The sequence below is a fragment of the Sulfitobacter sp. R18_1 genome, from assembly GCF_017743915.1.
GTDB classification, from domain to species: Bacteria; Pseudomonadota; Alphaproteobacteria; order Rhodobacterales; family Rhodobacteraceae; genus Sulfitobacter; species Sulfitobacter faviae.
In genome coordinates, this window is sequence record NZ_JAGHRG010000004.1 from 206,244 (window position 1) to 232,013 (window position 25,770).

32 protein-coding genes are annotated in these 25,770 nt (G+C 63.9%); 21 read left to right on the forward strand and 11 right to left on the reverse strand.

The genetic code is table 11. The annotated features are described in order from the left end of the window. Positions 1-27: 27 nt before the first annotated feature. A complete protein-coding gene (locus J7392_RS10415) occupies positions 28-1,362 on the forward strand; it encodes an aspartate aminotransferase family protein (RefSeq protein ID WP_209217480.1) in 1,335 nt (444 codons plus the stop codon). Between the two features lie 16 nt (positions 1,363-1,378). Here J7392_RS10415 and J7392_RS10420 read toward each other — a convergent pair whose 3' ends face one another. From J7392_RS10420 to J7392_RS10440, 5 genes are read right to left on the reverse strand one after another with little or no spacing between them, the layout of a single operon-like run. Beyond that, positions 1,379-2,347: an energy transducer TonB gene (locus J7392_RS10420; protein WP_209217481.1), complete on the reverse strand. Its 969-nt coding sequence runs from the start codon at positions 2,345-2,347 to the stop codon at positions 1,379-1,381. Beyond that, complete coding sequence (locus tag J7392_RS10425; RefSeq protein WP_209217482.1) at positions 2,344-2,733, reverse strand: biopolymer transporter ExbD; 390 nt, start codon at positions 2,731-2,733, stop codon at positions 2,344-2,346. Before J7392_RS10425 ends, J7392_RS10420 begins: the two co-directional genes overlap by 4 nt. A 2-nt stretch (positions 2,734-2,735) precedes the next feature. Then, on the reverse strand, positions 2,736-3,113 hold the full coding sequence (locus tag J7392_RS10430) for a biopolymer transporter ExbD (RefSeq protein WP_209217483.1): 378 nt from the start codon (positions 3,111-3,113) through the stop codon (positions 2,736-2,738). Beyond that, complete coding sequence (locus J7392_RS10435) at positions 3,106-3,792, reverse strand: MotA/TolQ/ExbB proton channel family protein (protein WP_067264877.1); 687 nt, start codon at positions 3,790-3,792, stop codon at positions 3,106-3,108. Before J7392_RS10435 ends, J7392_RS10430 begins: the two co-directional genes overlap by 8 nt. Continuing rightward, on the reverse strand, positions 3,792-4,238 hold the full coding sequence (locus J7392_RS10440) for a hypothetical protein (RefSeq protein ID WP_209217484.1): 447 nt from the start codon (positions 4,236-4,238) through the stop codon (positions 3,792-3,794). The genes J7392_RS10435 and J7392_RS10440 overlap by 1 nt, the downstream gene beginning before the upstream one ends. Positions 4,239-4,517: 279 nt before the next feature. On the opposite strand from J7392_RS10440, the gene J7392_RS10445 reads away from it, so the two are divergent. Then, positions 4,518-4,976, forward strand: coding sequence for a sulfur transferase domain-containing protein (locus J7392_RS10445; RefSeq protein ID WP_209217485.1), 459 nt, complete (start codon positions 4,518-4,520; stop codon positions 4,974-4,976). A gap of 27 nt (positions 4,977-5,003) precedes the next feature. Here the strand turns inward: J7392_RS10445 and J7392_RS10450 are convergent, their stop codons facing one another. Next, entirely contained in the window at positions 5,004-5,309 is a 306-nt protein-coding gene (locus J7392_RS10450; RefSeq protein ID WP_067261016.1) for a metalloregulator ArsR/SmtB family transcription factor, read from the reverse strand. Between the two features lie 92 nt (positions 5,310-5,401). On the opposite strand from J7392_RS10450, the gene J7392_RS10455 reads away from it, so the two are divergent. From J7392_RS10455 to J7392_RS10480, 6 genes are all read left to right on the forward strand, one after another. Further along, positions 5,402-5,836 (forward strand): YeeE/YedE family protein, encoded by a 435-nt coding sequence (locus tag J7392_RS10455; RefSeq protein ID WP_209217486.1) that lies wholly within the window; start codon positions 5,402-5,404, stop codon positions 5,834-5,836. A 1-nt stretch (position 5,837) separates the two neighbouring features. After that, positions 5,838-6,281 carry a YeeE/YedE family protein gene (locus J7392_RS10460; protein WP_209217487.1) on the forward strand — a complete coding sequence of 148 codons (444 nt, stop codon included), beginning with the start codon at positions 5,838-5,840 and terminating at the stop codon, positions 6,279-6,281. Beyond that, positions 6,278-7,195 carry an MBL fold metallo-hydrolase gene (locus J7392_RS10465; protein WP_209217488.1) on the forward strand — a complete coding sequence of 306 codons (918 nt, stop codon included), beginning with the start codon at positions 6,278-6,280 and terminating at the stop codon, positions 7,193-7,195. Before J7392_RS10460 ends, J7392_RS10465 begins: the two co-directional genes overlap by 4 nt. A gap of 50 nt (positions 7,196-7,245) precedes the next feature. Continuing rightward, positions 7,246-8,970, forward strand: coding sequence for a sulfate permease (gene sulP / locus J7392_RS10470; RefSeq protein ID WP_209217489.1), 1,725 nt, complete (start codon positions 7,246-7,248; stop codon positions 8,968-8,970). Between the two features lie 53 nt (positions 8,971-9,023). Next, positions 9,024-9,488, forward strand: a complete 465-nt coding sequence (locus J7392_RS10475) for a CreA family protein (RefSeq protein ID WP_209217490.1) — start codon at positions 9,024-9,026, stop codon at positions 9,486-9,488. A 116-nt stretch (positions 9,489-9,604) separates the two neighbouring features. Then, positions 9,605-10,753, forward strand: coding sequence for a lytic murein transglycosylase (locus J7392_RS10480; RefSeq protein WP_209217491.1), 1,149 nt, complete (start codon positions 9,605-9,607; stop codon positions 10,751-10,753). Positions 10,754-10,759: 6 nt separating this feature from the next. Here J7392_RS10480 and J7392_RS10485 read toward each other — a convergent pair whose 3' ends face one another. Continuing rightward, positions 10,760-12,100: a FliI/YscN family ATPase gene (locus tag J7392_RS10485; protein WP_209217492.1), complete on the reverse strand. Its 1,341-nt coding sequence runs from the start codon at positions 12,098-12,100 to the stop codon at positions 10,760-10,762. A gap of 70 nt (positions 12,101-12,170) precedes the next feature. On the opposite strand from J7392_RS10485, the gene flgB reads away from it, so the two are divergent. Genes flgB through flhB form a run of 8 tightly spaced genes read left to right on the forward strand, consistent with a single transcriptional unit; the run spans position 12,171 to position 18,401 of the window. Further along, positions 12,171-12,575 carry a flagellar basal body rod protein FlgB gene (flgB, locus tag J7392_RS10490; RefSeq protein WP_209217493.1) on the forward strand — a complete coding sequence of 135 codons (405 nt, stop codon included), beginning with the start codon at positions 12,171-12,173 and terminating at the stop codon, positions 12,573-12,575. Positions 12,576-12,584: 9 nt separating this feature from the next. Next, positions 12,585-12,995: a flagellar basal body rod protein FlgC gene (gene flgC / locus J7392_RS10495; RefSeq protein ID WP_067261031.1), complete on the forward strand. Its 411-nt coding sequence runs from the start codon at positions 12,585-12,587 to the stop codon at positions 12,993-12,995. 12 nt (positions 12,996-13,007) lie between these two features. After that, positions 13,008-13,340 carry a flagellar hook-basal body complex protein FliE gene (locus J7392_RS10500; RefSeq protein WP_067261033.1) on the forward strand — a complete coding sequence of 111 codons (333 nt, stop codon included), beginning with the start codon at positions 13,008-13,010 and terminating at the stop codon, positions 13,338-13,340. A gap of 3 nt (positions 13,341-13,343) precedes the next feature. Further along, positions 13,344-13,613 (forward strand): flagellar biosynthesis protein FliQ, encoded by a 270-nt coding sequence (fliQ, locus tag J7392_RS10505; protein WP_067630399.1) that lies wholly within the window; start codon positions 13,344-13,346, stop codon positions 13,611-13,613. After that, positions 13,610-14,440 carry a lytic transglycosylase domain-containing protein gene (locus J7392_RS10510; RefSeq protein ID WP_209217494.1) on the forward strand — a complete coding sequence of 277 codons (831 nt, stop codon included), beginning with the start codon at positions 13,610-13,612 and terminating at the stop codon, positions 14,438-14,440. Before fliQ ends, J7392_RS10510 begins: the two co-directional genes overlap by 4 nt. Then, positions 14,437-16,521, forward strand: a complete 2,085-nt coding sequence (gene flhA / locus J7392_RS10515; RefSeq protein ID WP_209217495.1) for a flagellar biosynthesis protein FlhA — start codon at positions 14,437-14,439, stop codon at positions 16,519-16,521. Before J7392_RS10510 ends, flhA begins: the two co-directional genes overlap by 4 nt. A gap of 2 nt (positions 16,522-16,523) precedes the next feature. Beyond that, on the forward strand, positions 16,524-17,279 hold the full coding sequence (locus tag J7392_RS10520) for a flagellar biosynthetic protein FliR (RefSeq protein ID WP_209217496.1): 756 nt from the start codon (positions 16,524-16,526) through the stop codon (positions 17,277-17,279). Between the two features lie 3 nt (positions 17,280-17,282). Beyond that, on the forward strand, positions 17,283-18,401 hold the full coding sequence (gene flhB / locus J7392_RS10525) for a flagellar biosynthesis protein FlhB (RefSeq protein ID WP_209217497.1): 1,119 nt from the start codon (positions 17,283-17,285) through the stop codon (positions 18,399-18,401). Between the two features lie 7 nt (positions 18,402-18,408). Here the strand turns inward: flhB and J7392_RS10530 are convergent, their stop codons facing one another. The 4 genes from J7392_RS10530 to J7392_RS10545 are packed head-to-tail and all read right to left on the reverse strand — an operon-like array spanning position 18,409 to position 20,894. After that, a complete protein-coding gene (locus tag J7392_RS10530) occupies positions 18,409-19,038 on the reverse strand; it encodes a hypothetical protein (RefSeq protein WP_209217498.1) in 630 nt (209 codons plus the stop codon). After that, positions 19,035-19,436 (reverse strand): flagellar motor switch protein, encoded by a 402-nt coding sequence (locus J7392_RS10535; RefSeq protein WP_209217499.1) that lies wholly within the window; start codon positions 19,434-19,436, stop codon positions 19,035-19,037. Before J7392_RS10535 ends, J7392_RS10530 begins: the two co-directional genes overlap by 4 nt. Then, positions 19,417-20,364, reverse strand: coding sequence for a FliM/FliN family flagellar motor switch protein (locus J7392_RS10540; RefSeq protein ID WP_067938964.1), 948 nt, complete (start codon positions 20,362-20,364; stop codon positions 19,417-19,419). Before J7392_RS10540 ends, J7392_RS10535 begins: the two co-directional genes overlap by 20 nt. Then, positions 20,361-20,894: a flagellar basal body-associated FliL family protein gene (locus J7392_RS10545; protein WP_209217500.1), complete on the reverse strand. Its 534-nt coding sequence runs from the start codon at positions 20,892-20,894 to the stop codon at positions 20,361-20,363. Before J7392_RS10545 ends, J7392_RS10540 begins: the two co-directional genes overlap by 4 nt. Positions 20,895-21,076: 182 nt before the next feature. Here J7392_RS10545 and fliF point away from each other — a divergent pair, with 182 nt between their 5' ends. Genes fliF through J7392_RS10570 form a run of 5 tightly spaced genes read left to right on the forward strand, consistent with a single transcriptional unit; the run spans position 21,077 to position 25,770 of the window. After that, on the forward strand, positions 21,077-22,780 hold the full coding sequence (fliF, locus tag J7392_RS10550) for a flagellar basal-body MS-ring/collar protein FliF (RefSeq protein ID WP_209217501.1): 1,704 nt from the start codon (positions 21,077-21,079) through the stop codon (positions 22,778-22,780). Continuing rightward, positions 22,777-23,439, forward strand: coding sequence for a FliH/SctL family protein (locus J7392_RS24230; protein ID WP_209217502.1), 663 nt, complete (start codon positions 22,777-22,779; stop codon positions 23,437-23,439). Before fliF ends, J7392_RS24230 begins: the two co-directional genes overlap by 4 nt. Next, on the forward strand, positions 23,426-23,875 hold the full coding sequence (locus J7392_RS10560) for a FliM/FliN family flagellar motor switch protein (RefSeq protein ID WP_247744533.1): 450 nt from the start codon (positions 23,426-23,428) through the stop codon (positions 23,873-23,875). Before J7392_RS24230 ends, J7392_RS10560 begins: the two co-directional genes overlap by 14 nt. Continuing rightward, complete coding sequence (gene fliP / locus J7392_RS10565; protein ID WP_247744534.1) at positions 23,862-24,698, forward strand: flagellar type III secretion system pore protein FliP; 837 nt, start codon at positions 23,862-23,864, stop codon at positions 24,696-24,698. Before J7392_RS10560 ends, fliP begins: the two co-directional genes overlap by 14 nt. Before the next feature lie 22 nt (positions 24,699-24,720). Further along, positions 24,721-25,770 (forward strand): flagellar motor switch protein FliG, encoded by a 1,050-nt coding sequence (locus J7392_RS10570; RefSeq protein WP_209217503.1) that lies wholly within the window; start codon positions 24,721-24,723, stop codon positions 25,768-25,770.

Genomic DNA, 25,770 nt, shown 5'->3' on the forward strand with positions numbered 1-25,770 from the left:
GGTCGACCCCAAGGATCGGATTCTACGATGAGCCATGTATTGCACCGTAACCTGCGCGCCACGCAACCTGTGATCGTACGCGGAGAAGGAAATTTCCTTATTGATGACAAAGGGAAGCGCTATCTGGACGCCTGTGGCGGTGCGGCTGTATCAAGCCTTGGGCATGACAATGCCGCCGTGCGCGCCGCCGTCGCCGCGCAGATGGACAAGCTCGCCTTTGCCCATACCGGCCTTTTCACCAACGCCCCGGCAGAGGTGCTGGCCGACCATCTGATCGCCCGCGCGCCTGAGGGTACGGGCGAAGGCCGGGTCATGTATCTGGGCAGCGGGTCGGAGGCGATGGAGGCGGCGCTGAAGCTGGCGCGGCAGTACCATCTGGAGCGCGGCGACACGGCGCGCGCCAAGATCATCGCGCGCAAGCCCAGCTATCACGGCAATACGCTGGGGGCCTTGGCCGTGGGCGGCCATGCCGGGCGCCGCAAGCCCTTCGCGCCGATGCTGATGGAGGTGGAGCATATCGATGCCGCCTATGCCTACCGACTGCAACGCGACGGCGAAAGCGCGGCGGATTTCGCGCGGCGGCTGGCGGATCAGCTGGAGGCGCGGATCGTTGAACTTGGGCCAGAGACGGTCGCCGCCTTTGTGGCCGAGCCGGTGGTCGGCGCCTCGCTCGGCTCCCAGCCAGCGCCCGAGGGGTATTTCAAACATGTGCGTGAAATTTGCGACCGCCACGGCGTGCTGCTCATCGCCGACGAGGTAATGTGCGGCATGGGGCGGACGGGCAGCCTTTTCGCGTTGGAACAGGAAGGGGTTTGCGCCGATATCACCACCATGGCCAAGGGCCTCGGCGCGGGCTACCAGCCGATCGCGGCGGTGATGGCGCGGCAAAGCGTGATTGACGCGATCATGGCGGGCAGCGGCAACCTGTGGAACGGGCACACCTATATGTCCCATGCGGTGGCGACGGCGGGCGCGCTGGCGGTGCTGCAAGAGGTCGAGAGCCGCGATTTGCTGAGCGCGGTGCGTACGCGGGGGCAGCAGTTGGAAACCGCGCTGCGCGACCGCTTCGGCGAGCACGCCTATGTCGGTGACATTCGCGGGCGCGGACTGTTTTGGTCCATCGAACTGGTGGCCGAGCGCGACAGCAAGACGCCCTTCGACGTCAGCCGCAATCTTGCGGGCAAGATCCAGCGCGCGGCGATGGAGGCGGGGATGATCTGCTACCCTTCGCAGGGCTGCGCCGATGGCACGGCGGGGGATCACGTTCTGCTGGCCCCGGCCTTTACCTCCCCGCCCGAGGAAATCGAGATGACGGTCGAGATGCTGGGCGCGGCGGTCGATGGGGTGATCGCGGAGGGCTGAGCCCTCCGCCTGCCCGTTACCGGCCTTTGATCTGGATCGAGAAGTTGCGCCGCGCCCCGGCGGGCGGGCGCGGGAAAGGGGCGGCCTTGCGGATGATGCCAAGCGCCGCCTGATCCAGCGCCGCCGACCCGGAACTGCGGGCCACACGCACGCCCGCCAGCTGCCCGCCCCCACCGATGGAAAAGGCGATCACAGCCGTCCCGCGGGAGCGGACGCGCGGCTTGCCGACACGGGCGATGCGGCTCATCACCTTGCCGGGATAGTTGCTGGCCGCCGCATTGCCCGCAGGCGCTGCGGCCCGCTGACGGGTGCCGGATTGCGCGGCGTTGCCCGCGCGGTTGGCGGTCTGCGCGCCCTTGGTGTTGTTGCGCTTTGCATTGCCCCGCGTGGTCTGTTTGGGCTTGGGTTTCGGCTGCGGCTTGGGCTTGGCCTTCTTGGCGGCTTCGGCGGCGCGCTCGGGGTCGCGGCGTTGCGGGCGCTGCGACAGGCGCGGCGCGTCATCCTCGGCCTCGGCGGTCAGGGTTTCGACCGGCGGCACCGGGGCGGCAGCCGTGATGGTTGGCGTGGCCTCAGTCGTCTCGGGCGGGGTTTCGACCGGGGTCAGGGCGGGCAAGACCGGCGTCTCTGTCGGCGATGCGGCAGGCGGAGCCACGGGCATGGGTTCGGCTTCGACGGCCTGCACTGGCTCTGCGACGGGCGCAGACGTGGGGGTGAGCGTGGGCTCGGGCGCAGGCGTCGGCGGCAGGGCCTCTGCGGTCTCCACCGGTTCGGGTTCGGGGGTTGGGGTGATCTCTTTCACCGGTTCGGCATCCAATGTGCCGACTGCCATATCCTCGAACCGGGTGCCAAGCTGGGCCGCGGCGGGCGCGCCGCCGCCTGCGATCTTGGCGCGGTCGTCGATCTGGGCGAGTTGCGACACGCCCACGACGAGGCTGGCCGCGACGCCGATGGAAAGTGTTTTGACGAGACCGGAACGGGGGATCATTGCAGCGCCCTTTCGGTGACAAGCATGACGCGCGCGGCCCCTGCCCCGCGCAATTCGCGGGTCAGTTCGACAAGGCGGCGGGCGGGCAGCGCGCGGTCGGGGAGAAGCCGCACGGTGTCGCGCTCTTCTTCGGGCAGCGCGTCGATGAAATCGACCACGCTGGCGCGGTCTTGGCCTGCGTAGGTCATACGGCCATCGGCATGGACCACCAGCGCATTGGGCGGGGCGCGCCCCTCAAGCTCGCGGGTTTCGACGAGGTTGAGATCGGAATCGAGCGGCTGCGACAGGGTGCCTGCGACCATGAAGAAGACCAGCATCAAAAAGACGATGTTGATCAGCGCGATGGTCGGTTCGCGTTGCGGCTTGGCCTTGGCGATGGGTCGCATGGTCAGCCCTCCAGAACCGAGACGCTGAGCCCCGGCAGGGCGCGCAGCGCGATGAGCAGATCGGCCAGCGCCTGCGCCTCGACCTCGGCCCCGAGCGATACCAGAAGCGGCGTGCCCTCCTGAGCCTCGGCCAAGGGGCTGGCGGTCAGCGCGTCAAGCGCCAGCGCATCGCCATTAAGGCGCAGCCCCTCGGTCGTCAGTTGCAGGAAATAGGGTTTCGCCCCCGTCTCGGCCCCTGCCCCGGATGTCGCTGCGGCCAATTCGATCTCGGCAAATTTTGAGAAGGTCGAGGTCAGCATGAAGAACAACAACAGCAGAAAGATCACGTCGATCAGGGAGGTCATGGAGAGGCGGTTGCGCCGCCGGCGTGGCCTAGCCATGGGCTGGCCGGGGCGCGGCGGCGGCAAAGGGGGTGGCGGCGGGCGCAGCGGCGGGGGCCGCGTTCTGGCCCGGATGCAGCACGGTGAGGATCGCCTTGTCGGCGATGACGCGCTCGTTCTCCATGCGTTGCTCAAGCCAGCTGAGCACCAGCGCGGTCGGCATGGCCACGACAAGCCCGACGGCAGTGGTCAGAAGCGCCACCCAGATGCCACCGGCGAGGATCGACGGGTCCACCTGAGAGCCGGCATCCTGCAAAGCGCGAAAGGCTTCGATCATGCCCAGAACCGTGCCGAAGAGACCCAGGAGCGGGGCAAGCTGCGCCACGGAATCGAGCAGGCGGAAACCGCGCTCCAGCTTGGCAAAACGCATCTCGGCCTCGGCCTGCAAGCGAGAAGCACCCGCCTCAGGCGCGGACATGGCCAATTCGATCACCGGGGCGAGGTAGCTTTTCGACCGGCCCAGCGCCGCGCGGGCGGCGGCGGCATCGCCACGCTCCCATGCATTGACCGCTTCGGACAGCGCCCGATGGCGGCCCACGGCGGCGGCGCGGAACTGCCATGTTTTATAAAGCGCGACCGCGAGGGTCAGCACGGCCACGGCCATCAGGATCACCACCACCGGGCCACCGGTTTCGGCAATGCCCCGCAGTGGGGTCAGCAACGCGTCAAGTTGATCCATCAGCCCAGTACCTCAATCTCGGTCCGGGTCGCCGGGGCCAGCGCGCTTTCGCAGGTGCCCGCCTCGATCCCCGCGCCGTCACAGCTTTGCGCCCCGTTAAAGAGGATGCGGCCAAGGTTTTCGCAGGTGGTTTGCGGCACCACGAACTGACGCACGCGCGGGCGGCCAACGGGCAGTTCGCCGAAATCGAAAAGCGTCAGCCGGTTCACGGTACCTTCACGGTCGAACAGCACGGTTTCATAGACCGCCTTGTCGAGCGGGGCTGAAAGCTCGTTGGTGATGAGGAAGGTCAGCTTGCAATTGGCTTCCGTGGTGTCGGCGGCGTTCAGCTCGACCTTGAGCGCGGGCGAGGCGCTGGCCGGGGTTGCAACGGGCGTCTCGGCGGCGGCGCCTTGGGCGATGGTCAGGGACAGGGCCGCGAGGAACGCGGAACGAAAATGCGGCATGGGGGTGGCTCCCGATGGGTTTGTCTTTGATCACGGCGCAGGTCTGGGGCGCCTGCCACAGCGGGGCAGAATCGTCGCAGCACCTTTCGCGCCAAGCGGAATTTCTGCCTGCTGCCTAGCAAAACCGGGCGGCGGTGACAATCCTGACTTTAATACTCGGATTATATCTGCGCAGCGCGGCCCGTTCTGCCAAGCGGGGAACAGTTGCGCCGGGTTGGGGTTGGGCCGCTGAAACCACCACGCGCGGGCGACCGCATCCGCGCAGAGAAGGAGGCCAGAATGACCGACGACAGCCAAAAGATCGCGACCATCGACCCTACCCATAACGTGGCCCTGTTCATGCCGGACGCCAAGGCGCTGGAGCAAGCGGCCTCAGCCGGGATGAAAACGGTGGTGAACTTCCGTGCCTCGGATGAGAAAGGTGGCCTTTCCCCCGATGCAGAGCGGCTGGTGGCCGAGAAGCTGGGGTTGAACTACCTGCACCATCCGGTGACGCCAGACACCCTTGGCCCCGAGACGGTGGATGAATTCCGCAAGTCACTGGACGACCTGCCCCAGCCGGTGTTTCTGCACTGCGCTTCGGGCAAACGTGCGGGGGCGATGACCCTGATGGCGCTTGCGGCGGATAAGGGTTGGGACGGTGACACGGCCCTGCAGGAGGGCAAGGCCCGCGGCATCGACCTGACCGAAGAGAAGATCGGTCAGTTGGTTAAATCCTACGCAGATAGCAAAGCGTGAGAGAAGCGCCCGGTTTTGCCGGGCGTTTTATTTTTGCGCGCAGTAGAGGCCATGCAGCGTTTCCAGAACGGCCACGGCTTCCTGCCCCTTGACGCGGTAAAAGATCGTCTGCCCCGCCCGGCGGCTGTCGACCAGACCGGCGTCTTTCAACTTTTTCAACTGCTGCGACATGGTGGATTGCGACAGACCGCAGGCCTGCGCCAAATCCCCGACCGAGCGTTCCCCACCGATCAGACGGCACAGGATCTGCAACCGCGCTTCTGACGCAAGCATCGTCATGAGCGCCGCAGCCCCGGCGATATCGCCATCCAGAAAGTCGTCCGTGTTTTTCATATTAGCATCATTGAATATTATGAGGACGTAATATATACTGATTTACAGTCTGACACAAGCCAGCCGCTTGGCGGGCCGTAAGGAGTTGAGAGATGGAAACCGAATTCACACCATGGCTGTCACTGGGCGGCGGCGCGCTGATCGGGGCCTCGGCGGTGCTGCTGATGGCCACGAACGGGCGCATCGCGGGGATCAGCGGGTTGACCTTTCGGCTCTTCGCCCGCGACAGCGACGGCGAAGCGCGGGGCGTGTCGTTTTTCTTCGTATTGGGGCTTTTGTTGGCTGCCCCGCTCTGGTTGCTCGTCTCGGGCGGATGGCCGCAGCAATGGGTGCCTTCGAACCCCGTCCTGATGGCGGTGGCCGGGCTGCTCGTCGGCTTTGGCGCGACCTATGGCAATGGCTGCACCTCGGGCCACGGGGTCTGCGGGATCAGCCGAGGCTCGGCGCGGTCGATCGTGGCGACAGTGACATTCATGGCGACGGCATTCGTCACCGTCTTTGTCATGCGCCATGTGATCGGAGGGTGACATGAAACAGTTCTTCGCCCTGCTCTCCGGCCTTTTGTTCGGCATCGGCCTGATCGTTTCCGGCATGGCCGACCCGGCCAAAGTGCTGAACTTCCTCGACGTTTTCGGCACATGGGACCCCAGCCTTGCCTTTGTCATGGGCGGCGCCATCGCGGTGACGGCACCGGGGTTCGCATGGCTGTTCCGCAGCCGTCAGACCCCCTATTTCGATCATAAATTCCGCCTTCCCACCCGCAACGATCTTGAGCCGAAGCTGCTGAGCGGCGCCGCGATTTTCGGCATCGGTTGGGGCTTGGGCGGCTTTTGCCCCGGCCCGGCATTGACCGCCCTGCCCATCGCGGCCAGCGGCACCTTGATCTTTGTCCCCTTCATGCTGGGCGGCATGTGGATCGCCCGGCACAGCCCTGATTTGACCTCTATAACCAAGAAAGGACCAGCCAGATGAGCGACCCTCTCAATTCACCCGTCGTGCGCCACTCCCCTTCGACCGGAGCAGGCAGCCCCGATGTCTGGGGCATCTATGAGCCCGATACAGGCTCGATCCAATACATCTGTGCCGATCCGGCAACGAAGAAGGCCGCGCTGATCGACGTGGTGTGGAACTTTGACCCGAAGAACTACAAGTTCACCACCGAAAGCATGGACCAGGTGCTTGATCTGGTGAAGGAAAACGGCCTTACCGTGGAATGGGTGTTGGATACCCACCCCCATGCAGATCACGTCATGGCCTCGGCCCAGTTGAAAGAGCGCACGGGCGCGCCCAATGCCATCGGCGCGCTGGTGCCTGAGATCGCCAAGATTTGGGCCGATCTTTACAACATGCCCGATGCGTTTGACCCGGACCGCGATTTTGACCACCTGTTTCAGGAGGGCGAGACCTTCAAGATTGGCGAGCTTGACGCCAAGGTGATGCTGTCGCCCGGGCATACGCTGGGGTCGATCACCTATGTCTGTGGCGATGCGGCCTTCGTGCATGACACGCTGATGCAGCCCGACGCGGGCACCTCGCGGTCGGATTTCCCCGGCGGCACGACTGAGGAGCTGTGGGACTCGATCCAAGACATCCTCGCCCTGCCCGGCGATACGCGGCTTTACATCGGCCATGACTACGGCACCGATAACCGTGACGAGCCCCGGTGGGAGGCCACGGTGGACGAGCACCGCGCCCATAACATCCACGTCAAGGATGGCACCAAGCGCGAAGATTATATCGAGCGCCGTCAGAAGCGGGACGCGACCCTGTCGCTGCCGAACCGCATCCTCGCGGCATTGCAGATCAACCTGCGCGGCGGGCGGCTGCCCCCGGCAGAGGATGATGGCCATCACTACCTGAAACTGCCCGTAAACCGTTTCGACTGAGCCAACCGGGTGGCCCCTCGGGGCCGCCCCTATCTGACGGATCGCCGCCCATGCCTCTCCCTTCGCTTTCGCATTATCTGCCGATCCTCGACTGGGGGCGGCGCTATGACCGCGGCCAGTTCACCGGGGATATGATCGCGGCGGTGATCGTCACGATCATGCTGATCCCGCAATCGCTGGCCTATGCGCTCTTGGCGGGCATGCCGCCCGAGGCTGGCATCTACGCCTCTATCGCGCCCATCGTGCTCTACGCCATCTTCGGCACCAGCCGCGCGCTGGCGGTGGGGCCGGTGGCCGTGGTCTCGCTGATGACGGCGGCGGCGGTGGGCGAGATCGCGCAGAGCGGCACGGCGGGCTATGTCACGGCGGCGCTGACGCTGGCCTTTCTGTCGGGCGCAATGCTGCTGGCGCTTGGGCTGTTTCGGCTGGGCTTTTTGGCGAATTTCCTATCGCATCCGGTGATCGCGGGGTTCATCACCGCCTCCGGCATCCTGATCGCCGCCAGCCAGTTGCGGCATATTCTGGGGATCGAGGCCGAGGGGCACACGCTGCCGCAGATCCTGTCGAGCCTCTGGGCGCATCTGGGGGAGGTCAATGTCATCACCCTCGGCTTGGGCTTGGCCGCCACGGCCTTCCTGTTCTGGGTGCGCGGCGGGTTGAAACCGCTGCTGCGGCGCATGGGGCTGGGGCCGCGGATGGCGGATATCGGGGCCAAAACCGGGCCGGTGCTGGCGATTGTGGCGACGACGCTGGCGGTCTGGGGCTTCGATCTGGGCGCGCGGGGTGTTGCGATCGTGGGCGAGGTGCCGCAGAGCCTGCCGCCGCTCACCCTGCCCTCCTTCTCCCCCGACCTGCTGTCGCAACTCTTCGTCCCGGCGCTGCTGATCTCTGTCATCGGTTTTGTCGAGAGCATCAGCGTGGCGCAGACCTTGGCCGCGAAGAAGCGTCAGCGGATCGACCCGGATCAGGAGCTAATCGGCCTCGGCAGCGCCAATCTTGGCGCGGCCTTTACCGGCGGCTTTCCGGTCACCGGGGGCTTCTCGCGCTCGGTGGTGAACTTCGACGCGGGCGCCGAGACCCCCGCCGCCGGGGCTTTCACCGCTGCCGGGCTGGCGCTGGCGGCGCTGTTCCTGACACCGCTCATCCACTACCTGCCCAAGGCCACTCTGGCCGCCACGATCATCGTCGCGGTGCTGAGCCTCGTCGACTTCTCCATCCTGAAACGCGCATGGGCCTTCAGCCACGCCGATTTCGCCGCCGTCAGCGTGACGATCCTGCTGACGCTGATCTTCGGCGTCGAGGCCGGGGTGAGCGCGGGCGTCGTGACCTCGATCCTCGTGCATCTCTACAAGACCTCGCGCCCGCATATGGCGGTGGTGGGCCGGGTGCCGGGGACCGAGCATTTCCGCAACGTGCTGCGCCACGAGGTCGAGACCCAGCCCCATGTGCTGAGCCTGCGGGTGGACGAGAGCCTCTATTTCCCCAACGCGCGGTTCTTGGAGGATCAACTGGCCCAATATGCCGCCGACAAGCCGGACCTGACGGATGTGGTGCTGATGTTCCCGGCGGTGAATGAGATTGACCTCTCGGCGCTGGAGTCGCTCGAGGCGATCAACACCCGGCTGAAGGACGCCGACATCCGCCTGCACTTGAGCGAGGTGAAAGGCCCGGTGATGGACCGGCTGAAGCGCAGTCATTTTCTGGAAGAGCTGACCGGGGAGGTCTTTCTCAGCCAGCATGAGGCGGCCTGTGCGCTGGCCGAACATCCCCGGTGACGCCGCCGAGAAGAATTCCGGGAACCGCGCCGCCCGCTGCGCGTTTGCCTGCCATGAATAAGACATTTGCCCGCGCCGCCGCCCTCTCCGCCAGTATTTTGGCCACCACAGCCAGCGCCGAAGAGGTCGGCAAGGTGGATGTGGATTGGCTGGGCAATGACATCATCGTCGAAGCCGTGGCCGACCCCAAGGTGAAGGGCGTGACCTGCCATCTGGCCTTTTTCGAACGCGGGCTGATCGACCGGCTGCAAAAGGGCAATTGGTTCGAAGACCCGTCGAACTCTTCGATCTCCTGCCGTCAGACCGGCCCGATTGAGATCGGTGACATTGACCGTGGCGACGAAGGCGAAAACGTCTTTAGCGAGCGCCGCTCGATCATCTTCAAGACATTGAAGGTGAAGCGTATTTTCGACGAAGCGAACAACACGCTGATCTACATCAGCCACAGCCAGCGGGTGCAAGACGGCTCGGCCAAGACATCGATGTCGACGGTGCCCCTCTACCAGCCTGGTCAGTAGCCGAAAGCCAAGGTTCCCTTAGGCAAAGCCTTGCCATTGGGGCGATCCCGCCTTGTCGGGCGACCTGCCTGCGATATGCTGCGCAAAAGGCAACAACGCAGCGACAGGCAGGTTTTATGAGACATTCACGCAGAACATTCGCATTCGGCCTCGCCGCATTGGGGCTGACCTCGGCCTGTTCGACCGGGGGCGGCACGCTGGGCCCCGCGGCGGCGGCGGGGGTGCCCGACGACCTGCGCCCGGTGCCGAACGCGGGCTATGACGCATGGGTCGCGGCCTTCAAAAACCGCGCCTCGGCGCAGGGGATTTCGGCCAGCACATTGGCCCAAGGGTTTCGCGGCGCGGGCTATCTGCCCGGCGTGGTGAAACGCGACCGCAATCAGACGGAATTCAGCCGCAGCTTGGAAGATTACCTGTCAATCGCCGCCTCGGATGAGCGGGTGTCGAAGGGGCGCGCCGCCTTCGCACGGCACCGCAGCACCCTAAGCGCGATCGAAAACCGCTACGGTGTGGCGGCAGAGATCGTCGCGGCGGTCTGGGGGCTGGAGAGCTATTTCGGAGAGCGGCGCGGCAATGTGCCTGTCGTCTCGGCCACCTCGACATTGGCCTATGATGGGCGGCGCGGGGCGTTTTTTGAAAAGCAGTTGATCGCGGCGCTGAAGATCCTGCAAAATGGTGACATCACTGCCGACCGGCTGACCGGGTCTTGGGCCGGAGCCATGGGACATACGCAGTTCATCCCCACCTCTTACCAAGCCTTCGCGGTGGATTTCACCGGCGACGGGCGGCGCGACATTTGGTCGGAAGACCCCAGCGATGCGCTGGCCTCCACCGCCGCATATCTGTCACGCAACGGCTGGACGCGGGGGCTGAAATGGGGCGGTGAGTTGGGCAGTCTCCCCGCCAGCGCGGGGTCGGTGGTCCAGCCGCAGGCGGGCGGGCCCCAGTTCGTGGTGACCAGCAACTTCCGCGCATTGAAACGCTACAACAACTCCGACAGCTATGCGATTGGCGTGGGCCATCTGGCGGATCGGATCGCGGGCGGCGGGCCGCTGCGCGGCAGGTTCCCGCCCGACGCCAATGGGCTGACCAAGGACGACCGGATCGCGTTGCAGCAACGGCTGACCGCGCGGGGCTTCGATACCGATGGCGCGGATGGGGTGATCGGGCCGAACAGCCGCAAGGCGATCAGCGCCTATCAGGCCAGCGTGGGCCTGCCCCCCACGGGTGAGCCTTCGGTCGAGTTGCTGCGCCGGTTGCAGTGACCGGGCCTAGCCCGGGCTGATCCCGGCACGGTCGAGCATCCCTGCCACCTCGGCAAAAGAGGATTGCGGCGGGGTATGCTCGGCCTTGCGCTGGCTCAGGAAAGCCTCGCAAGGTCCGGCAAAGGCGATGGCGCGGTCAAGCTCGGGGTTGCTGCCCGCGCGGTAGGCCCCGATGCGAATCAATTCCTCCATATCCGCGTGGGCCGCCAGCGCCTTATGGGCGGCGGTGAGCAGCGTATATTCCACATCACTGTGGCAATCCGGCAACGTCCGAGAGACGCTCGCCAGCAGGTCAATCGCCGGGTAGCGGCCCTTTTCGGCGATCTTGCGGTCGAGCACGATATGCCCATCGGTGATCCCGCGCACGGCATCGGCGATGGGGTCATTCATGTCATCGCCATCCACCAAAACGGTGAAAATTGCGGTGATATCCCCCTTGCCCACCGGCCCCGGCCCGGCACGTTCCAGCATCTGCGGAAGCTCCGAGAAAACCGTCGGCGGATAGCCCTTGGCGGTCGGCGGTTCCCGCGAGGCGAGGCCGATTTCGCGCTGCGCCATGGCGAAACGGGTGACGCTGTCCATCAAGAGCAGCACATGCTGGCCCTGATCGCGGAAATGCTCGGCCACGGCCATGGCGGTCCAAGCGGCTTGGCGGCGGGTGAGCGGCGGCTCGTCCCCTGTGGCGACGACGAGAACCGCCTTTTCCATCCCTTCGGGGCCGAGGTCGGAGGCGATGAAATCCTGCACCTCGCGTCCGCGTTCGCCGACCAGTGCCATCACCACCACATCGCAGTCCGTATAGCGTGCCAGCATGGCCATGAGCGTCGATTTCCCGACGCCGGAGCCTGCGAAAATGCCCAAGCGCTGGCCCTGACAAAGCGGCGTGAAAACATCCAGCGCGCGGACATGGGTCGCGAGTTTCGGGCCGATGCGCTTGCGGTCGAAAGCGCCCGGCGGGGCGGCGCGCAGCGGGCGGGGGTCGTTGCCCTCGGGCAGATGCCCCTTCCCGTCGAGCGGCGTGGCCGAGGCGCTGATCACCCGGCCCTTCCAGCTTTCATCGGGGCGGATCACATCGCGGCCAATCGCGACCTCGACCCGGTCGCCCGCCGCCACCCCGCGCCATGAGCCGAAGGGGAGCAATTCGGTGCCGTGACTGCCCAGCCCCACCACCTCGGCATGGACCGGCCCGTCGGAGCCATGAACGATGCAACGCTCGCCGATGCCCAAGACCCGCTCGAGCCCCACGGCAGTCAGGGTGATGCCGGTGATCGCGCGCACTTCGCCGGTGATCTCGGCCTCGCCTGCCTCGCGGGCGAAACTGGTCAGCTCGGAAAAGAGTGTCTGCATGGATAAATTTCCTCTAGGAGCGCGGGGCAATATTTACTATACAAGGATTAAACAGGCTATAGGCAAAAAAATGAACTTGTCTAATCTTTCTATTCTTGGACTTGCGTCGGACCGGATGCAGTGGCTTTCGGCCCGGCAGAAGGTCGTGTCTGAAAACGTCGCCAATGCCTCGACCCCGAACTACAAGGCGCGCGATGTATCGTCCTTTAAATCGATGCTCAGCGGCGAGTTGTCGCGCGATACCGGGCTGGTGACCACCCATGACAAACACTTCACCGGCGTCGCCCATGGCACGCCCGGCGTGCGCGAGGTGACGGATGGCCACGCCAAGGGCACCACTTTGGATGGCAATACCGTGAACCTCGAAGAACAGGCCGTGAAGGCCGCCGAGATCGGCGATCACTACAGGTTGGCCGCACAGCTTTACCGCAAAAGCTATGACATGCTGACCATGGCCGTCACCGGAAACAGGTAAGGAAAGCCCATGGATCCGCTTCAGTCCATCGCCAAAATCGCCGCCAGCGGGATGACCGCGCAGACCGCGCGTTTGCGGGTGATCTCGGAAAACGTGGCCAATGCCGATTCAACGGGCACCACGCCCGGCGCCGATCCGTTTCGCCGCAAGACCATCAGTTTCTCAGAGTTGATCGACCGCAATGGCGGCGGCTCTTTGGTGGAGGTCGACCGCATCGGGCGCGACCAATCCCCCTTTCGCCGCGATTATGACCCGGCGCATCCGGCGGCAGATGAAACCGGCTATGTCAAACGCCCCAACGTGGATCCGATCATCGAGATGGCCAACATGCGCGAAGCCTCGCGCAACTACGAGGCCAATATGAACATGTTCGAGTCAGGCCGCCGGATGCGCGGTCAGATGCTCGACCTGCTGAAGTGAGGCTGACCTGAGATGAGCGATCCCGCCTCCCTGATCTCGACCGCCGCGGTCCGCGGTGCCTATCGCACCTCGCAATCGCTGACGGCGCAAAAGGGCGAAGCCATCGCCGAAGAGGCAGGCGCGAGCGCCAATAGTTTCACCAATATGGTGCAGCAAGCCTCGGAAAGCGCGCTGGAAACGGTGCGCGAGGGCGAAGCCGTGGCCCAAGCCGGGCTGCGCGGTGAGGCGGATACCCAGCAGGTGGTCGAAGCCATGCTGGCGATGGAATCCACCGTCAAAGTGGCCGTCTCCGTGCGCGACCGCTTTGTCGAAGCCTATCAGGAAATTCTGCGGATGCCGATCTAGGCCATGACCGAAACCCAGACCTATGACATCATCTCTGCTACCGTCTGGGCCGTGCTTCTGGCCTCGGGTCCGGTGTTGGGGGTGGCGCTGGCGATTGGTCTGGTGATCGCGTTCTTTCAAGCGCTCACGCAGATTCAGGAAATGACGCTGACCTTCGTGCCCAAGATCGTGATGATCTTTGTCACGCTGCTGGCCGCGACGCCGTTTATGTATGCCACGCTGAAGAACCTGTCGGATACAGTCTTTGACCTCGTGCAGAATGGTGGGCTGTGAGGGGCTGGCGGCATATCGCGGCGGCGCTTTTGGCAGCCGCGCTCGCCTCCCCCGCCCTCGCGCAGGGCTGGGGGTCTTTCTATGAGCCGTCGCGGAAGAACGCGGTGACCAAGACGGCCCGGACGCTGGCCGCCAAGGGCGGGCCTGAAGGCATCTGCATCCGCGAAATTCTGGCAGCACAAACGCGGCATGGCATCCCAGATAACCTACTGCTGGCCATTGGCCTGCAAGAGGCGGGCACCCGGCGCAACGGGCATTTCACGGTTTGGCCCTATGCGGTCAACGCGGCGGGCGAAGGGCGGCTGTTCGACAGCCGCAACGCCGCGCTTGATTGGATCGCAGAGCGGCAAGCGCGCGGTATCCGCTCGATCGACGTGGGCTGCATGCAGATCAACATGCGCTGGCATCCGGATGCTTTCGACAACCCCGCCCAGGGGTTCGATCCGCGCGTGAACGTCGATTACGCCGCGCGGTTCCTCAAGCGGTTGCACCGCCGCACGGGCAGTTGGATGCAGGCCGCCGGGTCGTATCACTCCTTTGAGCCTGAGTTCCGCGACACCTACCTCGACCGACTGCAAAAGAACATCTCTGCCGCCAATGCGCGGCTGCCGGAGTTTCAGGCGCTGGCCAGCGCCAGCCCCGTTCCCGCGCGTCCGCGCAAGTCCCCCCGGAGTACGTCGGGCAGTTATGACAGGCTGGCGGCCAAGGCCACATGGGGCGCGCAGATCGGCGGGGCGGCGAACGCGCGCCGTTCGCTTTATTCGGCACATGAGATGCAGCCGGTTCTGCCGCAGTTCACCACCGTCCGCGCGGAGGATGCGGGATGAGTACGAAACCCAACACCATCCTGCCGCAGCTGAGCATGTTCGGCGCCAACAAAGACGTCAGCTTTGCCGTTGGCATGGCGCTGGTGCTAGCGGTTCTGTTCTTGCCGCTGCCGCCGATCTTGCTTGATTTCGGGCTTGCGCTGTCACTGTCGCTCAGCGTGTTGATCTTCATGGTGGCGCTCTGGATCCCTTCACCGTTGCAGTTCAACTCTTTCCCGACGCTGCTGCTGGTCACGACCATGTTGCGCCTGTCGCTCAACGTGGCCTCAACCCGGCTGATCCTCAGCGAAGGGCACGCGGGTCTGCATGCGGCGGGGGATGTGATTCAAGGGTTCTCCAAGTTCATCGTGGCGGGCAATTTCGTCATCGGCGTGGTGATCTTTGCCATCCTCGTGATCATCAACTTCGTCGTGATTACAAAGGGGTCGACCCGCATCGCCGAGGTCGCCGCACGGTTCTCGCTGGATGCGATGCCGGGCAAGCAGATGGCGATCGACGCCGATATGGGCGCGGGGCTGATCGACGAGGATGAGGCCCGCCGCCGCCGCAAGGAGCTTGAGGACGAAAGCGCCTTCTTCGGGGCGATGGACGGTGCCTCGAAATTCGTGCGTGGCGATGCCGTGGCGGGGCTGATCATCACGCTGATCAATGTGATCGGCGGCATCCTCATCGGCGTCGTGCAGCGCGGCATGGGCGTGGGCGATGCCTTCAACGTCTTTACCTCACTGACCATCGGCGACGGGCTGGTGAGCCAAATTCCGGCGCTTGTCGTCTCGCTCGCCGCCGGTCTGATCGTGACCAAGGGCGGCACGCGGGGGGCGGCCAATGAGGCGGTGTTCGATCAGCTTTCGAACTTCCCCAAGGCGCTTTACATGGCCGCTCTGCTGCTCTTTGGCATCGGTCTTTTGCCCGGCTTCCCGCTGCTGGTCTTTGCCCTTCTGGCCGCGGCCATGGTGGGCTTGGGCCTGATGATCCAGCGTGGCGCGGCCGAGGCGACAGAGGCCAAGGCGAAGGCCGATGCCGAGGCGCAGAAAAAGCAGGAGATGCCGGAGGTCGACAACAATCCGATGCATCTGGATGAGCTGCGGCTGGTGCTGGGCGAAGGGCTGGTGGCGCTGGCCAACCGCCCCGACGCGGTGCTGCCGAGCAAGATCAAATCCCTGCGCAAGCATTTCGCCGAAGAGTTCGGCTTTCCCATGCCCTCGGTCCGGATCAAGGATGACGTGAGCCTGCCGATCAACAGCTATTCCTTTCAAATCCACGGCGTCGACGTGGCCAAGGGCGACATCCGCGCCAATCAGATGATGGTGATCAACCCCGAGGGCGCGCCGCTGCAACTGCCCGGTGAGGCCACGCGCGAACCCACCTTTGGGCTGGACGCGCTTTGGGTCGACAGCAAGGTTGCCGATCAGGCCGAGGCGCAGGGCTATACGGTCGTCGATCCCGAAAGTGTCATCACCACGCATCTGACCGAAGTGGTGAAAGAGAACATGTCGGAGTTACTGACCTACGGTTCGGCGAAAGAGGCGATTGAGGGGCTGGACCGGAACTATCAAAAGCTGGTCAACGACCTGCCCGTCCCCTCCCCCGCCATTCTGGTGCAGCAGGTCTTGCAGGAACTGCTGCTCGAGCGTGTCTCGATCCGCAACCTGCCGCTGATCGTCGAGGCGATGGCCGAGGCGACGCGCCAAACTTCCAAACCCGCACTGGTGCTTGAGAACGTGCGCCGCCGCCTGTCGAGCCAGATTTGCCAAGGCCTGTCCGATGGTCAGGGTTTCGTGCCTGTCATCACCCTGTCGCCCTCTTGGGAGGCCGAGTTCATTGAGGCGGTCAAGATCGTCGGCGAGGATCGCACATTCGTCATGTCGCCCAAACGGGTACAGGAATTCGTGCTGCAAGCCCGCCAGCAAATCCAGCGCTTCGCCTCTGAGGACAGCTGGCCCGCGCTGATGGTCAGCCCCGAGGCGCGGTCCTATGTGCGCTCCATGCTGGAGCGGGTCAGCCCGATGACGCCGGTCATTTCCAACGCCGAAATCCACCGCAAGGTGTCCCTGCGGACCGTCGCCACCATCGGGGGCTAGGGATGGACGTCTCCGCCCTTTTGACCGACGCGCTGATGGGATACTTCGTCGTCTTCGCCCGCATCGGCAGCGCGCTTTTGTTCATGCCGGGCTTTGCTGAAACCTCGGTACCTACGCGGCACCGGCTGTTCTTTGGTCTGATCCTGAGTGCCGCGCTTTATCCGGTCACGGGCCTTGGCCCGGTGGCCGAGGATCGCCCCGGGGCCCTGTTGTTGATCTTCGGGTCCGAGATCACCGTGGGGCTGTGGATCGGGCTGGTGGCGCGCACGCTGCTCTCGGCGCTGCAATTCGCGGGCTATCAGATGGCACTGATGTCGGGGCTGGCCAATGCTTTGGCCCCGAACATCGGCGCCTTCGAGGGGGCGACCTCTATGGCGGCCATGCTGTTGATCGGGGCCACGGCGCTGATCTTCATCACCGACCTGCACCACCTCATCATTGAATCGCTGCTGATGTCCTATCAGGTCTTCGTGCCCGGCACCTTCATGCTGGCCGATTTGACTGACCAATTCGCGCGGGCGACGCAGGTGAGCCTCTACCTTGGTCTGTCCATCGCAGCCCCCTTCTATGTCGCCGGTCTGGTGCTGAACGTCGGGATGGGTCTGGCTAACCGCATGATGGCAAGCCTTCAGGTCTTCTTTATCGCCCAGCCCTTGCTGATCGCCGCCGGGCTGGCCTTGATGGTGCTGGCGGTTCCGACCATGATGCGCGGGTTTCTTGAGCCTTTCGCGAATTGGCTCACCACCTACGGATTCTAGCCCATGTCGGAAGAGGACAAGAGCAGTAAGACCGAAGAGCCGACGGAGAAAAAGCTCCGCGACGCGCGCAAGAAAGGCGACGTGCCGCAATCGCGCGAGACCGGCACCGCGATGCTGGTCTTTGCCCTGCTGATGATCCTGATCTTCGTGCTGCCCGCCTCGATCGACGGTATTGTGGCGGCGCTGCAAAGCCCCCTTTTGGGGGCGGGCGTCACCGCCATCGGCACCGGCGGCACTGGCGTCGCCGAAGCGGGCCAGGTGCTGAAATCGCTCGGCTTTACGCTGGGGCTGGCGATGATGCCGGTGGTGGGGATCATGGTGCTGGCAGCCCTTTTCGGCGTGTTAATCCAAGGCGAGACTGTCGTCTCGGCCGAGCGGATCAAACCGAAGTTCTCCAAGCTGAACCCGCTGTCGGGGTTCAAGCGGCTGTTCTCGGCCGAGGCTTTCGTGGAGTTTGCCAAGAATACGGCCAAGGTGCTGGTGATCGGTTTCATCACCGTCTGGGCCGTGCGCGACATCGCGCAGTCGCTGGGCCAGACGCAGGCTTTCATCCCCGAGACGCTGCTGCAAGCGACCCTGCAAAAGGTGCGCTGGATTTTTCTGGTCACCACCGTGCTTCTGGTGCCCATCGCCATCGCCGACATCATCTGGAAGCGGGCGCAGTGGAAAAAGAAACAGATGATGAGCCTCAAGGAAATCCGCGACGAGCATAAAGACAGCGAGGGCGATCCGCAGATCAAGGGCCGCCGCGCCGAATTGCGCCGCGCCCGTGCCCGCCAGCGCATCGCGCAGGCCATTCCCAATGCCAGTGTGATCCTGACCAACCCGACCCATTACGCCGTGGCGCTGAAATATGAACAGGGTGTCGATGATGTGCCGGTCTGCGTGGCCAAAGGGGCCGATGTCATGGCCCACCGCATCCGCGAGTTGGCCAAGGAACACGACATTCCGATGATTGAAAACCGCCCGCTGGCCCGCGCCCTACACGCGGCGGTGGAGGTGGACGACCGCATCCCGATGGAGCATTGGCAAGCCGTGGCCGAGATCATCGGCTTTGTTATGGACATGCGCCGCAACGTGCGCCGCAAGCCCCCTGCCGGGTCGTCAATCCGCGAGGAGTGACGCGCGCTTAGCGCAGGCGCAGCCCTTCGAGGTTGCGGTCGGCAGGGAGTTTGGAGCGTTCCAGCAGGATTTTCGTAATCAACCGCGCTCGGACAAGGCTGAACGAGCCCATGATCTGCGCCGCGTCCCGTTCGGGCATGGCACCGATGACCTGCACGGCGGTTTCCACGTCGATCTCATCCATGATGCCCGCCGCCACCTGCGGCTTCATGTTGCGGTAAAGTTCGACCAGCTTGGTCATGTCCTGATTGTTCGCCTCTTCGATCACCTTGAGCTGCGCGCCGATCTCGTCGCGCAGGCTGGCGAGGCGGGTTTGTTCGGCCTTGAGGCTCTGTTCGGCCAGCGCAAGCTTGGCTTCGCGGTCGGCAATCGTGTCACGTTGCTCTTTCAGCAGCGCGCGCTCTTCGGCGATGGCTTCGGCGATCAGATGGCTTGGCTCGCACATGCCGCTCTCGCCCGGGGCGCTGGCGTCATAGTTGGGTGGCGCGGGGGCGGCGGCAAGCTCAACAGGAACCGGGGGCGTGTCATCGGGGGTTTCGGCGATGGCCATCATCGGCATGAACTCAACCGTGAGCTTGAGCACCCCGGCGACGCCAAGGCCAAAAAGCGCGATCTTTGGTAGGGAGATACGGCTCATTCCTTACGCTCCTTGGTGATGTCGAAAAAGGTGCGGACCAGTTCGGATTTGCCCTGCACCGCCGCCTGCCCGCGCACTTGGCTGCGCCCTTTGAGACGCGCGGCACGCATCTGTGCCGGGCTTTGGCCTGCGGTGGCAGGCTCGGCCGCGGCTTGGCGCGGCTGCGGGGTGTCGCGCTGCACGGGTGGCTCGGGGCGCTGCACCTTGGTGCTGAGATCGCGGAGGTCCTCTACCGATTTGGCGGATTGATCGACCGCGCTGGAAAAGGCCCCGACCATCGGCTCCATTTCCTTCAAGGTGGCCATGAGCGCGCGAACCCGACGATCAAGGATAAAGGCATAGACCAGCGTGCCGACCAGCAGCACGATGATGAGGATATCAATCAAGGCCGGCATCATCGTCGCTGTCCTCCTGACTTTCCTTGGGCAGCAAGGACTGGATCACCCGCAGTGCCAAAGCGCCATTGCTGCGCTGGCCAAAGGCGGCTTGGAACATCGGCTGCGCGTTCACCATGCCGACCACGGGGGTATCGACCGTCATGCCAAGATCAATCACCTGACCGGGCTTCCATTCCAGCACCTCATGCAGCGGGATCGTCACCTCTTGGAGCACGCCGGTGATGGTGACCGTGGTGCTTGATATCTGGCTGTTCATATCCTTGCGGGCGTTGCTGTCGGTGGGCGAACGCCCGCCAAGGAAGGGCTGCGCCAACTGCGCGCTGACCTCATCCAGCGTGCCATAGGGCAGCACCAGCGCCATATGGCCGCTGCGGTCTTCGAATTGCAGATGCATCCGGACCAGCACCGTCGCGGTGCGCGGCGCGGCCAGCATGACCGACCGGGGATTGGACTCCAACGATTGGATGTCGAATTGCACGGGGCTGACATCCTGCAAGCAATGCGCCAGCCCTTTGAGCGACAGTTCCGCCAGTCTGCGGCCCAGTTTCTGCTCAATCGCAGTCAACCCGCGGGGCTTCCATTGTTGGCTCGTGGCGCGGCGGCCGCCCAGCATGATCTCTAGGACCGAAAACAGCAGATCCGGCTCGACAACACAGGCGATCTGGCTGCCCCAGCCCTCGGCATTGGCGATGGCGATGAGCGAGGGCGCCTGAATGCTCTCCATCGCGTCCTCATAGGGCATATATTCCAGCGAGCTAAGCTCGATCTCTGGTGCTACGGTGCAATAGGATTTGAGGTCGGGCACCAAGGCCAGCAACAGACGGTCGATGATGATCTCAAGCGTGGGCAGGCGCTGAAAGCTTTCGCGCGCCTGACGGATCATCGTCTCTTCGAGGCTTAGCGCATCGGAGGAATCCGCTATCGTCATTGCACCACCATATCGGCAATCAGTATTTCATGCGGCGCGTCAGTGTGGCCCACCGCCCGCGCCCGGCGCAGCAGTTCGGTTTTCAGCATCGCCAGCCCATAGCTGCCAGTCAGGTCGCTGACATGCAACTGCCGCAGGAAATCTTGGAAACTGTCGCGCAGGTAAATCTCACGCGCGACCAGACGGTCCGCGCCCTCGGCGGTTTCGTCATAGACCATCAGCATGTTCAGCTTGAGAAACCGGCTGGTCTGCCCACCCTGCGGCCCGGTGTCGGTGACGTTCACGATGATCTCGGGGAAAGGCATGACCGGCATCTTGACCTCGGTCTTTGGCTTTTCGCCATGCGCGTCTTCGCTGCCTTCCTCGCCATGGGCGTTGTCCGCGGTCTCAACCGCTTCCTCGACGGTTTCATCCCCGCCGAGCCCCACCATTTTCAACAGCCCCGAAGGGCCAATGGCAAGTGTCACCCCACCGACGCCAGCAAGAAGGCAGAGCAAGACGACAGCAAGGATAGCAAGAGGCTTTTTCATTCTTCAACTCTTAATCGGATCCTGCGCGGAGCGCCATATGCAAGAACAAATACATCCCCAAACAAGCTTTATTGCAACAGAAACCTGTTTATTTTTCGGTTCTCACAAGTATAAATCGATATATGCTTGCATAGTGGCGACCGAGCGGGGAATGCTCGGACTATCCAATCGAGTGAGGGCCCGTGAATCAGATCGTTGAAAACCTTAAGGATTTAGGTCCAAAGCGGCTGGCTCTTCTGGGCGGCATCGGTCTGGCGATCACCGCGGCCATCTTTATCGGCGCGCGGACCATCCTCGCCCCTACCTATGTTCCGGTTTACAGCCAGCTTAGCCCCGGCACCGCGTCGCAGATGATGCAGACGCTGGAACAGGCGGGGCTGACGGTCGATCTGTCGCGCAATGGCGATACCATTTCCGTGGCCGAGACCGATATCGCCCGTGCCCGCATGGCGCTGGCTGATGCGGGGCTGCCGGGCGAAGGTGTGCCGGGTTGGGAGATTTTCGACAATATGTCCGGCATGGGGATGAACTCCTTCATGCAAAAGGTGAACCGGTTGCGCGCGCTGGAAGGCGAGCTGGCCCGGTCGATCCAAACCATCAGCGGCATCAAGGCCGCGCGGGTGCACTTGGTTCTGCCCGAACGCGCCGCCTTCTCCCGCAGCCGGGCCGAGGCCAGCGGCTCGGTCATCGTGCGCTCGCAGGCCAATGCCAGCATGACCCGCAGCCAAGCGCAGGCGATCCAAGCGCTGGTGGCCTCTGCCGTGGCGGATTTGGAAGCGCAGAACGTGACCGTCCTGTCGGCCTCCGGTGAGACGATTTTGGCCAAGGACGAGGGCGGCAGCTCTGACTTCTCGCTCCAAGGTCAGCGCAACATGATCGAAGAGCAACTGGCGCAAAAGGTTGAATCGATCCTCAACGCCCGCGTCGGGCCGGGCAATGCCCGCGTGCGGGTCAGCGTTGATCTGACGACCGAGCGTGAGGTGCGTGTGTCCCGCACGTTTGATCCCGCCCAACAGGTTGCCCGGTCGATTGAGACCCGCGTGCGCAACTCCAATGAGACCGATCCGGCGACGGGCACAGTCGATGTGGCCAATAACATCCCCGATGAGCTGCGCGACGATGCAGGCGGCGGCGCGGGGCAGTCCACCCGCTCTGAGAACGACGAGATCATCAACTACGAGATCGGTTCGGTCCAAAGTGAAATGGTGCGCGAGCCGGGCGATATCGAGCGTATCTCGGTCGCCGTTCTGGTGAACGGCAGCTATGGCACCCTGCCCGACGGGTCCGAGGGCTATATCGAGCGCAGCGATGAAGAAATGCAGCGCCTGAGCCAATTGGTCAGCACGGCCATCGGTTTTGATCAGGCACGCGGCGATCAGGTGCAGGTCGATAGCCTTCAGTTCCTTGATTTCGATTCAGAGTTCAGCAGCCCCGCAGGCCGTGGCTTGGGCGCGGTGCTGGCCGATAACGCCATGACCATCCTGCGGTCGCTCTTTGCCTTGGCGCTGGTGGCGATCATCATGGTGCTGGGCGCGCGCCCGCTGCGCATGGTGCTGGATGCCACCCTGCCCCAGCCCGCGCTGGCCGGTGCTGGCGCCGACGCGGGCCTGCTAGACGGCCCTGAGCAGGATAACGCGCCAAAAGCGCTAACCGGCGGCACCCAGAACGAGACCCCGCCAAACCGCCTGCCCACCCCGGCGGGCGGCCAGACCGGTGCCGTGCTTGGCCCAATGGACGAGATGCCCCGCGACATGGTGCAACTTGCTTCGGTCGAGGGCGCGGTGCAACACAGCCAATTGCGCGCCGTGGCCGAACTGGCCGAAGACAACACCGATGACGCCCTGCGCGTTCTGGGCGAATGGCTGTCGGAAGGGGATGATCTGTGATCACGAGCCTCAAGCTTCAGAACTTCGACGAGGACGGCAAGAGCAAGCCGCAAGACCCGGCGCTGCCCACCCCCGAAGAGATCGAAGCAAAGATCAAGAAGGCCCATAAGCAGGGCCATATCGAAGGCTATCTGGCCGGGGCCGATGCGGGCCGGGCCGAGATGCATCAGACCATGCAGGCCGAACATGCCGCCATGGCCGAGAAGCTGGCGCAGGAACTCGCGCGGCTGGCGCAGGCAATGCAGGCCCATCAAGACGCGCTTATGGCGCAGATCGTGGGCTTTACCCTACAAACCTGCGAGATCGTCCTGCCCGAGGTGATCGAACGGCTCTCGACCGCGCGGGTGAAAAAGACCGTGACCCAATCGCTGAAAATGGCCATCGGGTCGAGCCATATCAAAGTGCGCCTGTCGCCCGCCACGCTGGATCAGATCGGCCCCGAGTTGCGTCAACGGGCGGTCTATTACAAATGCGACAGGGTGCTGGACCTGCGGGCCGATCCCGAACTGCCCGATGGCGATGCGCGCATGGAATGGGACCACGGCAACCTTGACTACGGGTTCAAAAAGATTTGCGACCGCCTGCTTGCCGAATTGCGCGACACCCATGCGCGGGCGCTGAAAGCACAAAAGGAGAAGGACGGAAATGGACAAGCCTGACCTGCAATCCCCCCAAGACGACAACAACGCCACAGACGGCAAAGCGCCCGACGCCATGCCAGAGCAGCCGCGCGCCGATGCCTTTGGCAACGCCGCCAGCGCGGGCGGCGATGATGCGGGCGTCTTCCCGCAGCTCGACACCGAAGACTCGCGCAACGCGCTGGCCCCCCGCCCCGAGGCGGGCGGCGCGGGCATCAACGCGATGCTGAACGTCGGCCTTGATGTGCAGATCGTGCTGGGCCAAGCCCGCATGCCGATCTCGCGTCTGCTGGAACTCACCCGCGGCTCTATCGTGGAGTTGAACCGCAAGATCGGTGCACCGGTGGACCTCATGGTCTCGGACCGTCTGGTGGCGCGCGGTGATCTCGTGAAGGTCGGTGAAGACCGGCTTGGCGTGTCCCTGACACAGATCGTCAAGGACTATGTCCCTGACTGATCGCCTCTCTCTGCGCAGCTATGCGTCGGGCCGTATGGGCCTTGCCCTGCTGGTGCTTCTCGCCAGCGGCGGCATGGCCGTGGCCCAAGACGGAGGGTTTCTCTCCACGCTGTCGGATGTGATTGGCGACACCGCGCCGGGCAGTGATGAGAACGCCAACCTTTCAGGGCGGATCGTCCAGTTCATCGCGCTGATCACCGTGCTCAGCATCGCGCCGGGGCTTTTGGTGGTGATGACCAGTTTCACCCGCTTTGTCATCGTCCTGTCGATGCTGCGCTCCGCCCTTGGGCTGAACCAGACCCCGCCCAATATCGTGCTGACCTCGCTGGCGCTGTTCATGACCTTCTTCGTCATGCAGCCGGTGTTCGAGGACGCCTATGAGGCCGGGGTCGAGCCGCTGTTGGAAAACGCCATCGCCGAGGAACAGGCGCTGGAGCGGATCGCCGCGCCCTTCAAGACCTTCATGTACGTCAACACGCGGCCCGAAGACTACGCCCTGTTCCTGCGCATCGCGCCCGCGGATGAAGAGGCCGAAGAAAGCCCCCTGCCCGCCTCGGCGGAAGAGGCCACCTTCCGCCATCTGGTGCCCGCCTTCATGATCTCGGAACTGCGCCGCGCCTTTACCATCGGCTTTCTGATCTACCTGCCCTTCGTCGCCATCGACCTTATCGTCGCCTCGGTCTTGATGAGCGCGGGCATGATGATGCTGCCCCCGGTGCTGATCTCCTTGCCGTTCAAGGTGATTTTCTTTGTGCTGATCGACGGTTGGTACATGCTGGCCGGGTCTCTGATCGAAAGCTATGTGCCGCTTGCCGGTGGCTGACCTGCTCTGAAAGGATCTCTCCATGTCGACCAATGCCCTTTCCAAATCCCGCAGAAAGCCCATCACGGTGGAGGATCTGAACGGTCCGACCAAGGCAGCCATCACCTTTCTCTGCCTTGGCGAGCAGACCGGATCGGAACTGATGCAAAAGCTCGGCACCGCCGAGATCGAGCGTATCACCAGCGCCATGAGCCGCCTTGGCCCGATCCCGGCAGAGGTGGTGGAACATGTGCTCAAAGAGTTCACCCAAAAGGTCGTCAGCGGCACCGGATCGGTTGTGGGGTCGCTGTCGACGGCGGAATCCATGCTGCGCAAATTCATGCCCGAAGAGCAGGTGAGCAACATCATGGAGGGGCTCAAGAACAGCGAGCGGGAGAACGCCATGTGGCGCGGCTTTGGCGCGCTGGATGAGACGGTGATCGCCAATTACCTCAAGGGCGAGCATGACCAAACCGCCGCGGCGATCCTCAACAACGTCGACACCGACGTGGCCGCCAAGGTTCTGCCGCTACTGGGTCCTGAGCGCATGCAAGACATCGCCGAGCGCATGATCGCGATGGAAGCCGTACCGCTGCATATGATGCAGCAGATCGAAGAGACGTTGAAACAAGATATCCTGTCGAATGCGATGCATACCAATTCGATCGAAACGCATCAGCGCATGGCGGATCTGTTCAACCAATTGGATGTGCAGGCCTTCGAAGAGCTCTCCGGCGCACTCGATGCGCGTATTCCGGACGCTTTCCAAGCCATCAAACAGCGCATGTTCGTCTTTGACGACCTGTTCAAACTGCCGATGCAGGACTTGGCGCAGGTCATGCGCGGGCTCGATGGGGCGACCCTGCCGATGGCGATGCGCGGCGCCAAGAAAGAGCAGCGCGATCACCTGATGGAATGCCTGCCGCAACGCTCGCGTCAGATGCTGATGGACGAGATGGCGGCCACCGGCCCAGTCCGGGGCCGGGACGTGCGCGCGGCACAGGCCGCCATGGTGGAATATGCCAAGAGCCTTGCCGATCAAGGCGTGATCGAACTGCCCTCGGCCGCCGATGACGACGAATTCATCGAATAA

Bases quoted from the DNA above. Each gene is read 5' to 3' on its own strand.
- J7392_RS10415 (WP_209217480.1), top strand. From the start codon at position 28: ATGAGCCATGTATTGCACCGTAACCTGCGCGCCACGCAACCTGTGATC.
- J7392_RS10420 (WP_209217481.1), bottom strand. From the start codon at position 2,347: ATGATCCCCCGTTCCGGTCTCGTCAAAACACTTTCCATCGGCGTCGCG.
- J7392_RS10425 (WP_209217482.1), bottom strand. From the start codon at position 2,733: ATGCGACCCATCGCCAAGGCCAAGCCGCAACGCGAACCGACCATCGCG.
- J7392_RS10430 (WP_209217483.1), bottom strand. From the start codon at position 3,113: ATGGCTAGGCCACGCCGGCGGCGCAACCGCCTCTCCATGACCTCCCTG.
- J7392_RS10435 (WP_067264877.1), bottom strand. From the start codon at position 3,792: ATGGATCAACTTGACGCGTTGCTGACCCCACTGCGGGGCATTGCCGAA.
- J7392_RS10440 (WP_209217484.1), bottom strand. From the start codon at position 4,238: ATGCCGCATTTTCGTTCCGCGTTCCTCGCGGCCCTGTCCCTGACCATC.
- J7392_RS10445 (WP_209217485.1), top strand. From the start codon at position 4,518: ATGACCGACGACAGCCAAAAGATCGCGACCATCGACCCTACCCATAAC.
- J7392_RS10450 (WP_067261016.1), bottom strand. From the start codon at position 5,309: ATGAAAAACACGGACGACTTTCTGGATGGCGATATCGCCGGGGCTGCG.
- J7392_RS10455 (WP_209217486.1), top strand. From the start codon at position 5,402: ATGGAAACCGAATTCACACCATGGCTGTCACTGGGCGGCGGCGCGCTG.
- J7392_RS10460 (WP_209217487.1), top strand. From the start codon at position 5,838: ATGAAACAGTTCTTCGCCCTGCTCTCCGGCCTTTTGTTCGGCATCGGC.
- J7392_RS10465 (WP_209217488.1), top strand. From the start codon at position 6,278: ATGAGCGACCCTCTCAATTCACCCGTCGTGCGCCACTCCCCTTCGACC.
- sulP (WP_209217489.1), top strand. From the start codon at position 7,246: ATGCCTCTCCCTTCGCTTTCGCATTATCTGCCGATCCTCGACTGGGGG.
- J7392_RS10475 (WP_209217490.1), top strand. From the start codon at position 9,024: ATGAATAAGACATTTGCCCGCGCCGCCGCCCTCTCCGCCAGTATTTTG.
- J7392_RS10480 (WP_209217491.1), top strand. From the start codon at position 9,605: ATGAGACATTCACGCAGAACATTCGCATTCGGCCTCGCCGCATTGGGG.
- J7392_RS10485 (WP_209217492.1), bottom strand. From the start codon at position 12,100: ATGCAGACACTCTTTTCCGAGCTGACCAGTTTCGCCCGCGAGGCAGGC.
- flgB (WP_209217493.1), top strand. From the start codon at position 12,171: ATGAACTTGTCTAATCTTTCTATTCTTGGACTTGCGTCGGACCGGATG.
- flgC (WP_067261031.1), top strand. From the start codon at position 12,585: ATGGATCCGCTTCAGTCCATCGCCAAAATCGCCGCCAGCGGGATGACC.
- J7392_RS10500 (WP_067261033.1), top strand. From the start codon at position 13,008: ATGAGCGATCCCGCCTCCCTGATCTCGACCGCCGCGGTCCGCGGTGCC.
- fliQ (WP_067630399.1), top strand. From the start codon at position 13,344: ATGACCGAAACCCAGACCTATGACATCATCTCTGCTACCGTCTGGGCC.
- flhA (WP_209217495.1), top strand. From the start codon at position 14,437: ATGAGTACGAAACCCAACACCATCCTGCCGCAGCTGAGCATGTTCGGC.
- J7392_RS10520 (WP_209217496.1), top strand. From the start codon at position 16,524: ATGGACGTCTCCGCCCTTTTGACCGACGCGCTGATGGGATACTTCGTC.
- flhB (WP_209217497.1), top strand. From the start codon at position 17,283: ATGTCGGAAGAGGACAAGAGCAGTAAGACCGAAGAGCCGACGGAGAAA.
- J7392_RS10530 (WP_209217498.1), bottom strand. From the start codon at position 19,038: ATGAGCCGTATCTCCCTACCAAAGATCGCGCTTTTTGGCCTTGGCGTC.
- J7392_RS10535 (WP_209217499.1), bottom strand. From the start codon at position 19,436: ATGATGCCGGCCTTGATTGATATCCTCATCATCGTGCTGCTGGTCGGC.
- J7392_RS10540 (WP_067938964.1), bottom strand. From the start codon at position 20,364: ATGACGATAGCGGATTCCTCCGATGCGCTAAGCCTCGAAGAGACGATG.
- J7392_RS10545 (WP_209217500.1), bottom strand. From the start codon at position 20,894: ATGAAAAAGCCTCTTGCTATCCTTGCTGTCGTCTTGCTCTGCCTTCTT.
- J7392_RS10560 (WP_247744533.1), top strand. From the start codon at position 23,426: ATGGACAAGCCTGACCTGCAATCCCCCCAAGACGACAACAACGCCACA.
- fliP (WP_247744534.1), top strand. From the start codon at position 23,862: ATGTCCCTGACTGATCGCCTCTCTCTGCGCAGCTATGCGTCGGGCCGT.
- J7392_RS10570 (WP_209217503.1), top strand. From the start codon at position 24,721: ATGTCGACCAATGCCCTTTCCAAATCCCGCAGAAAGCCCATCACGGTG.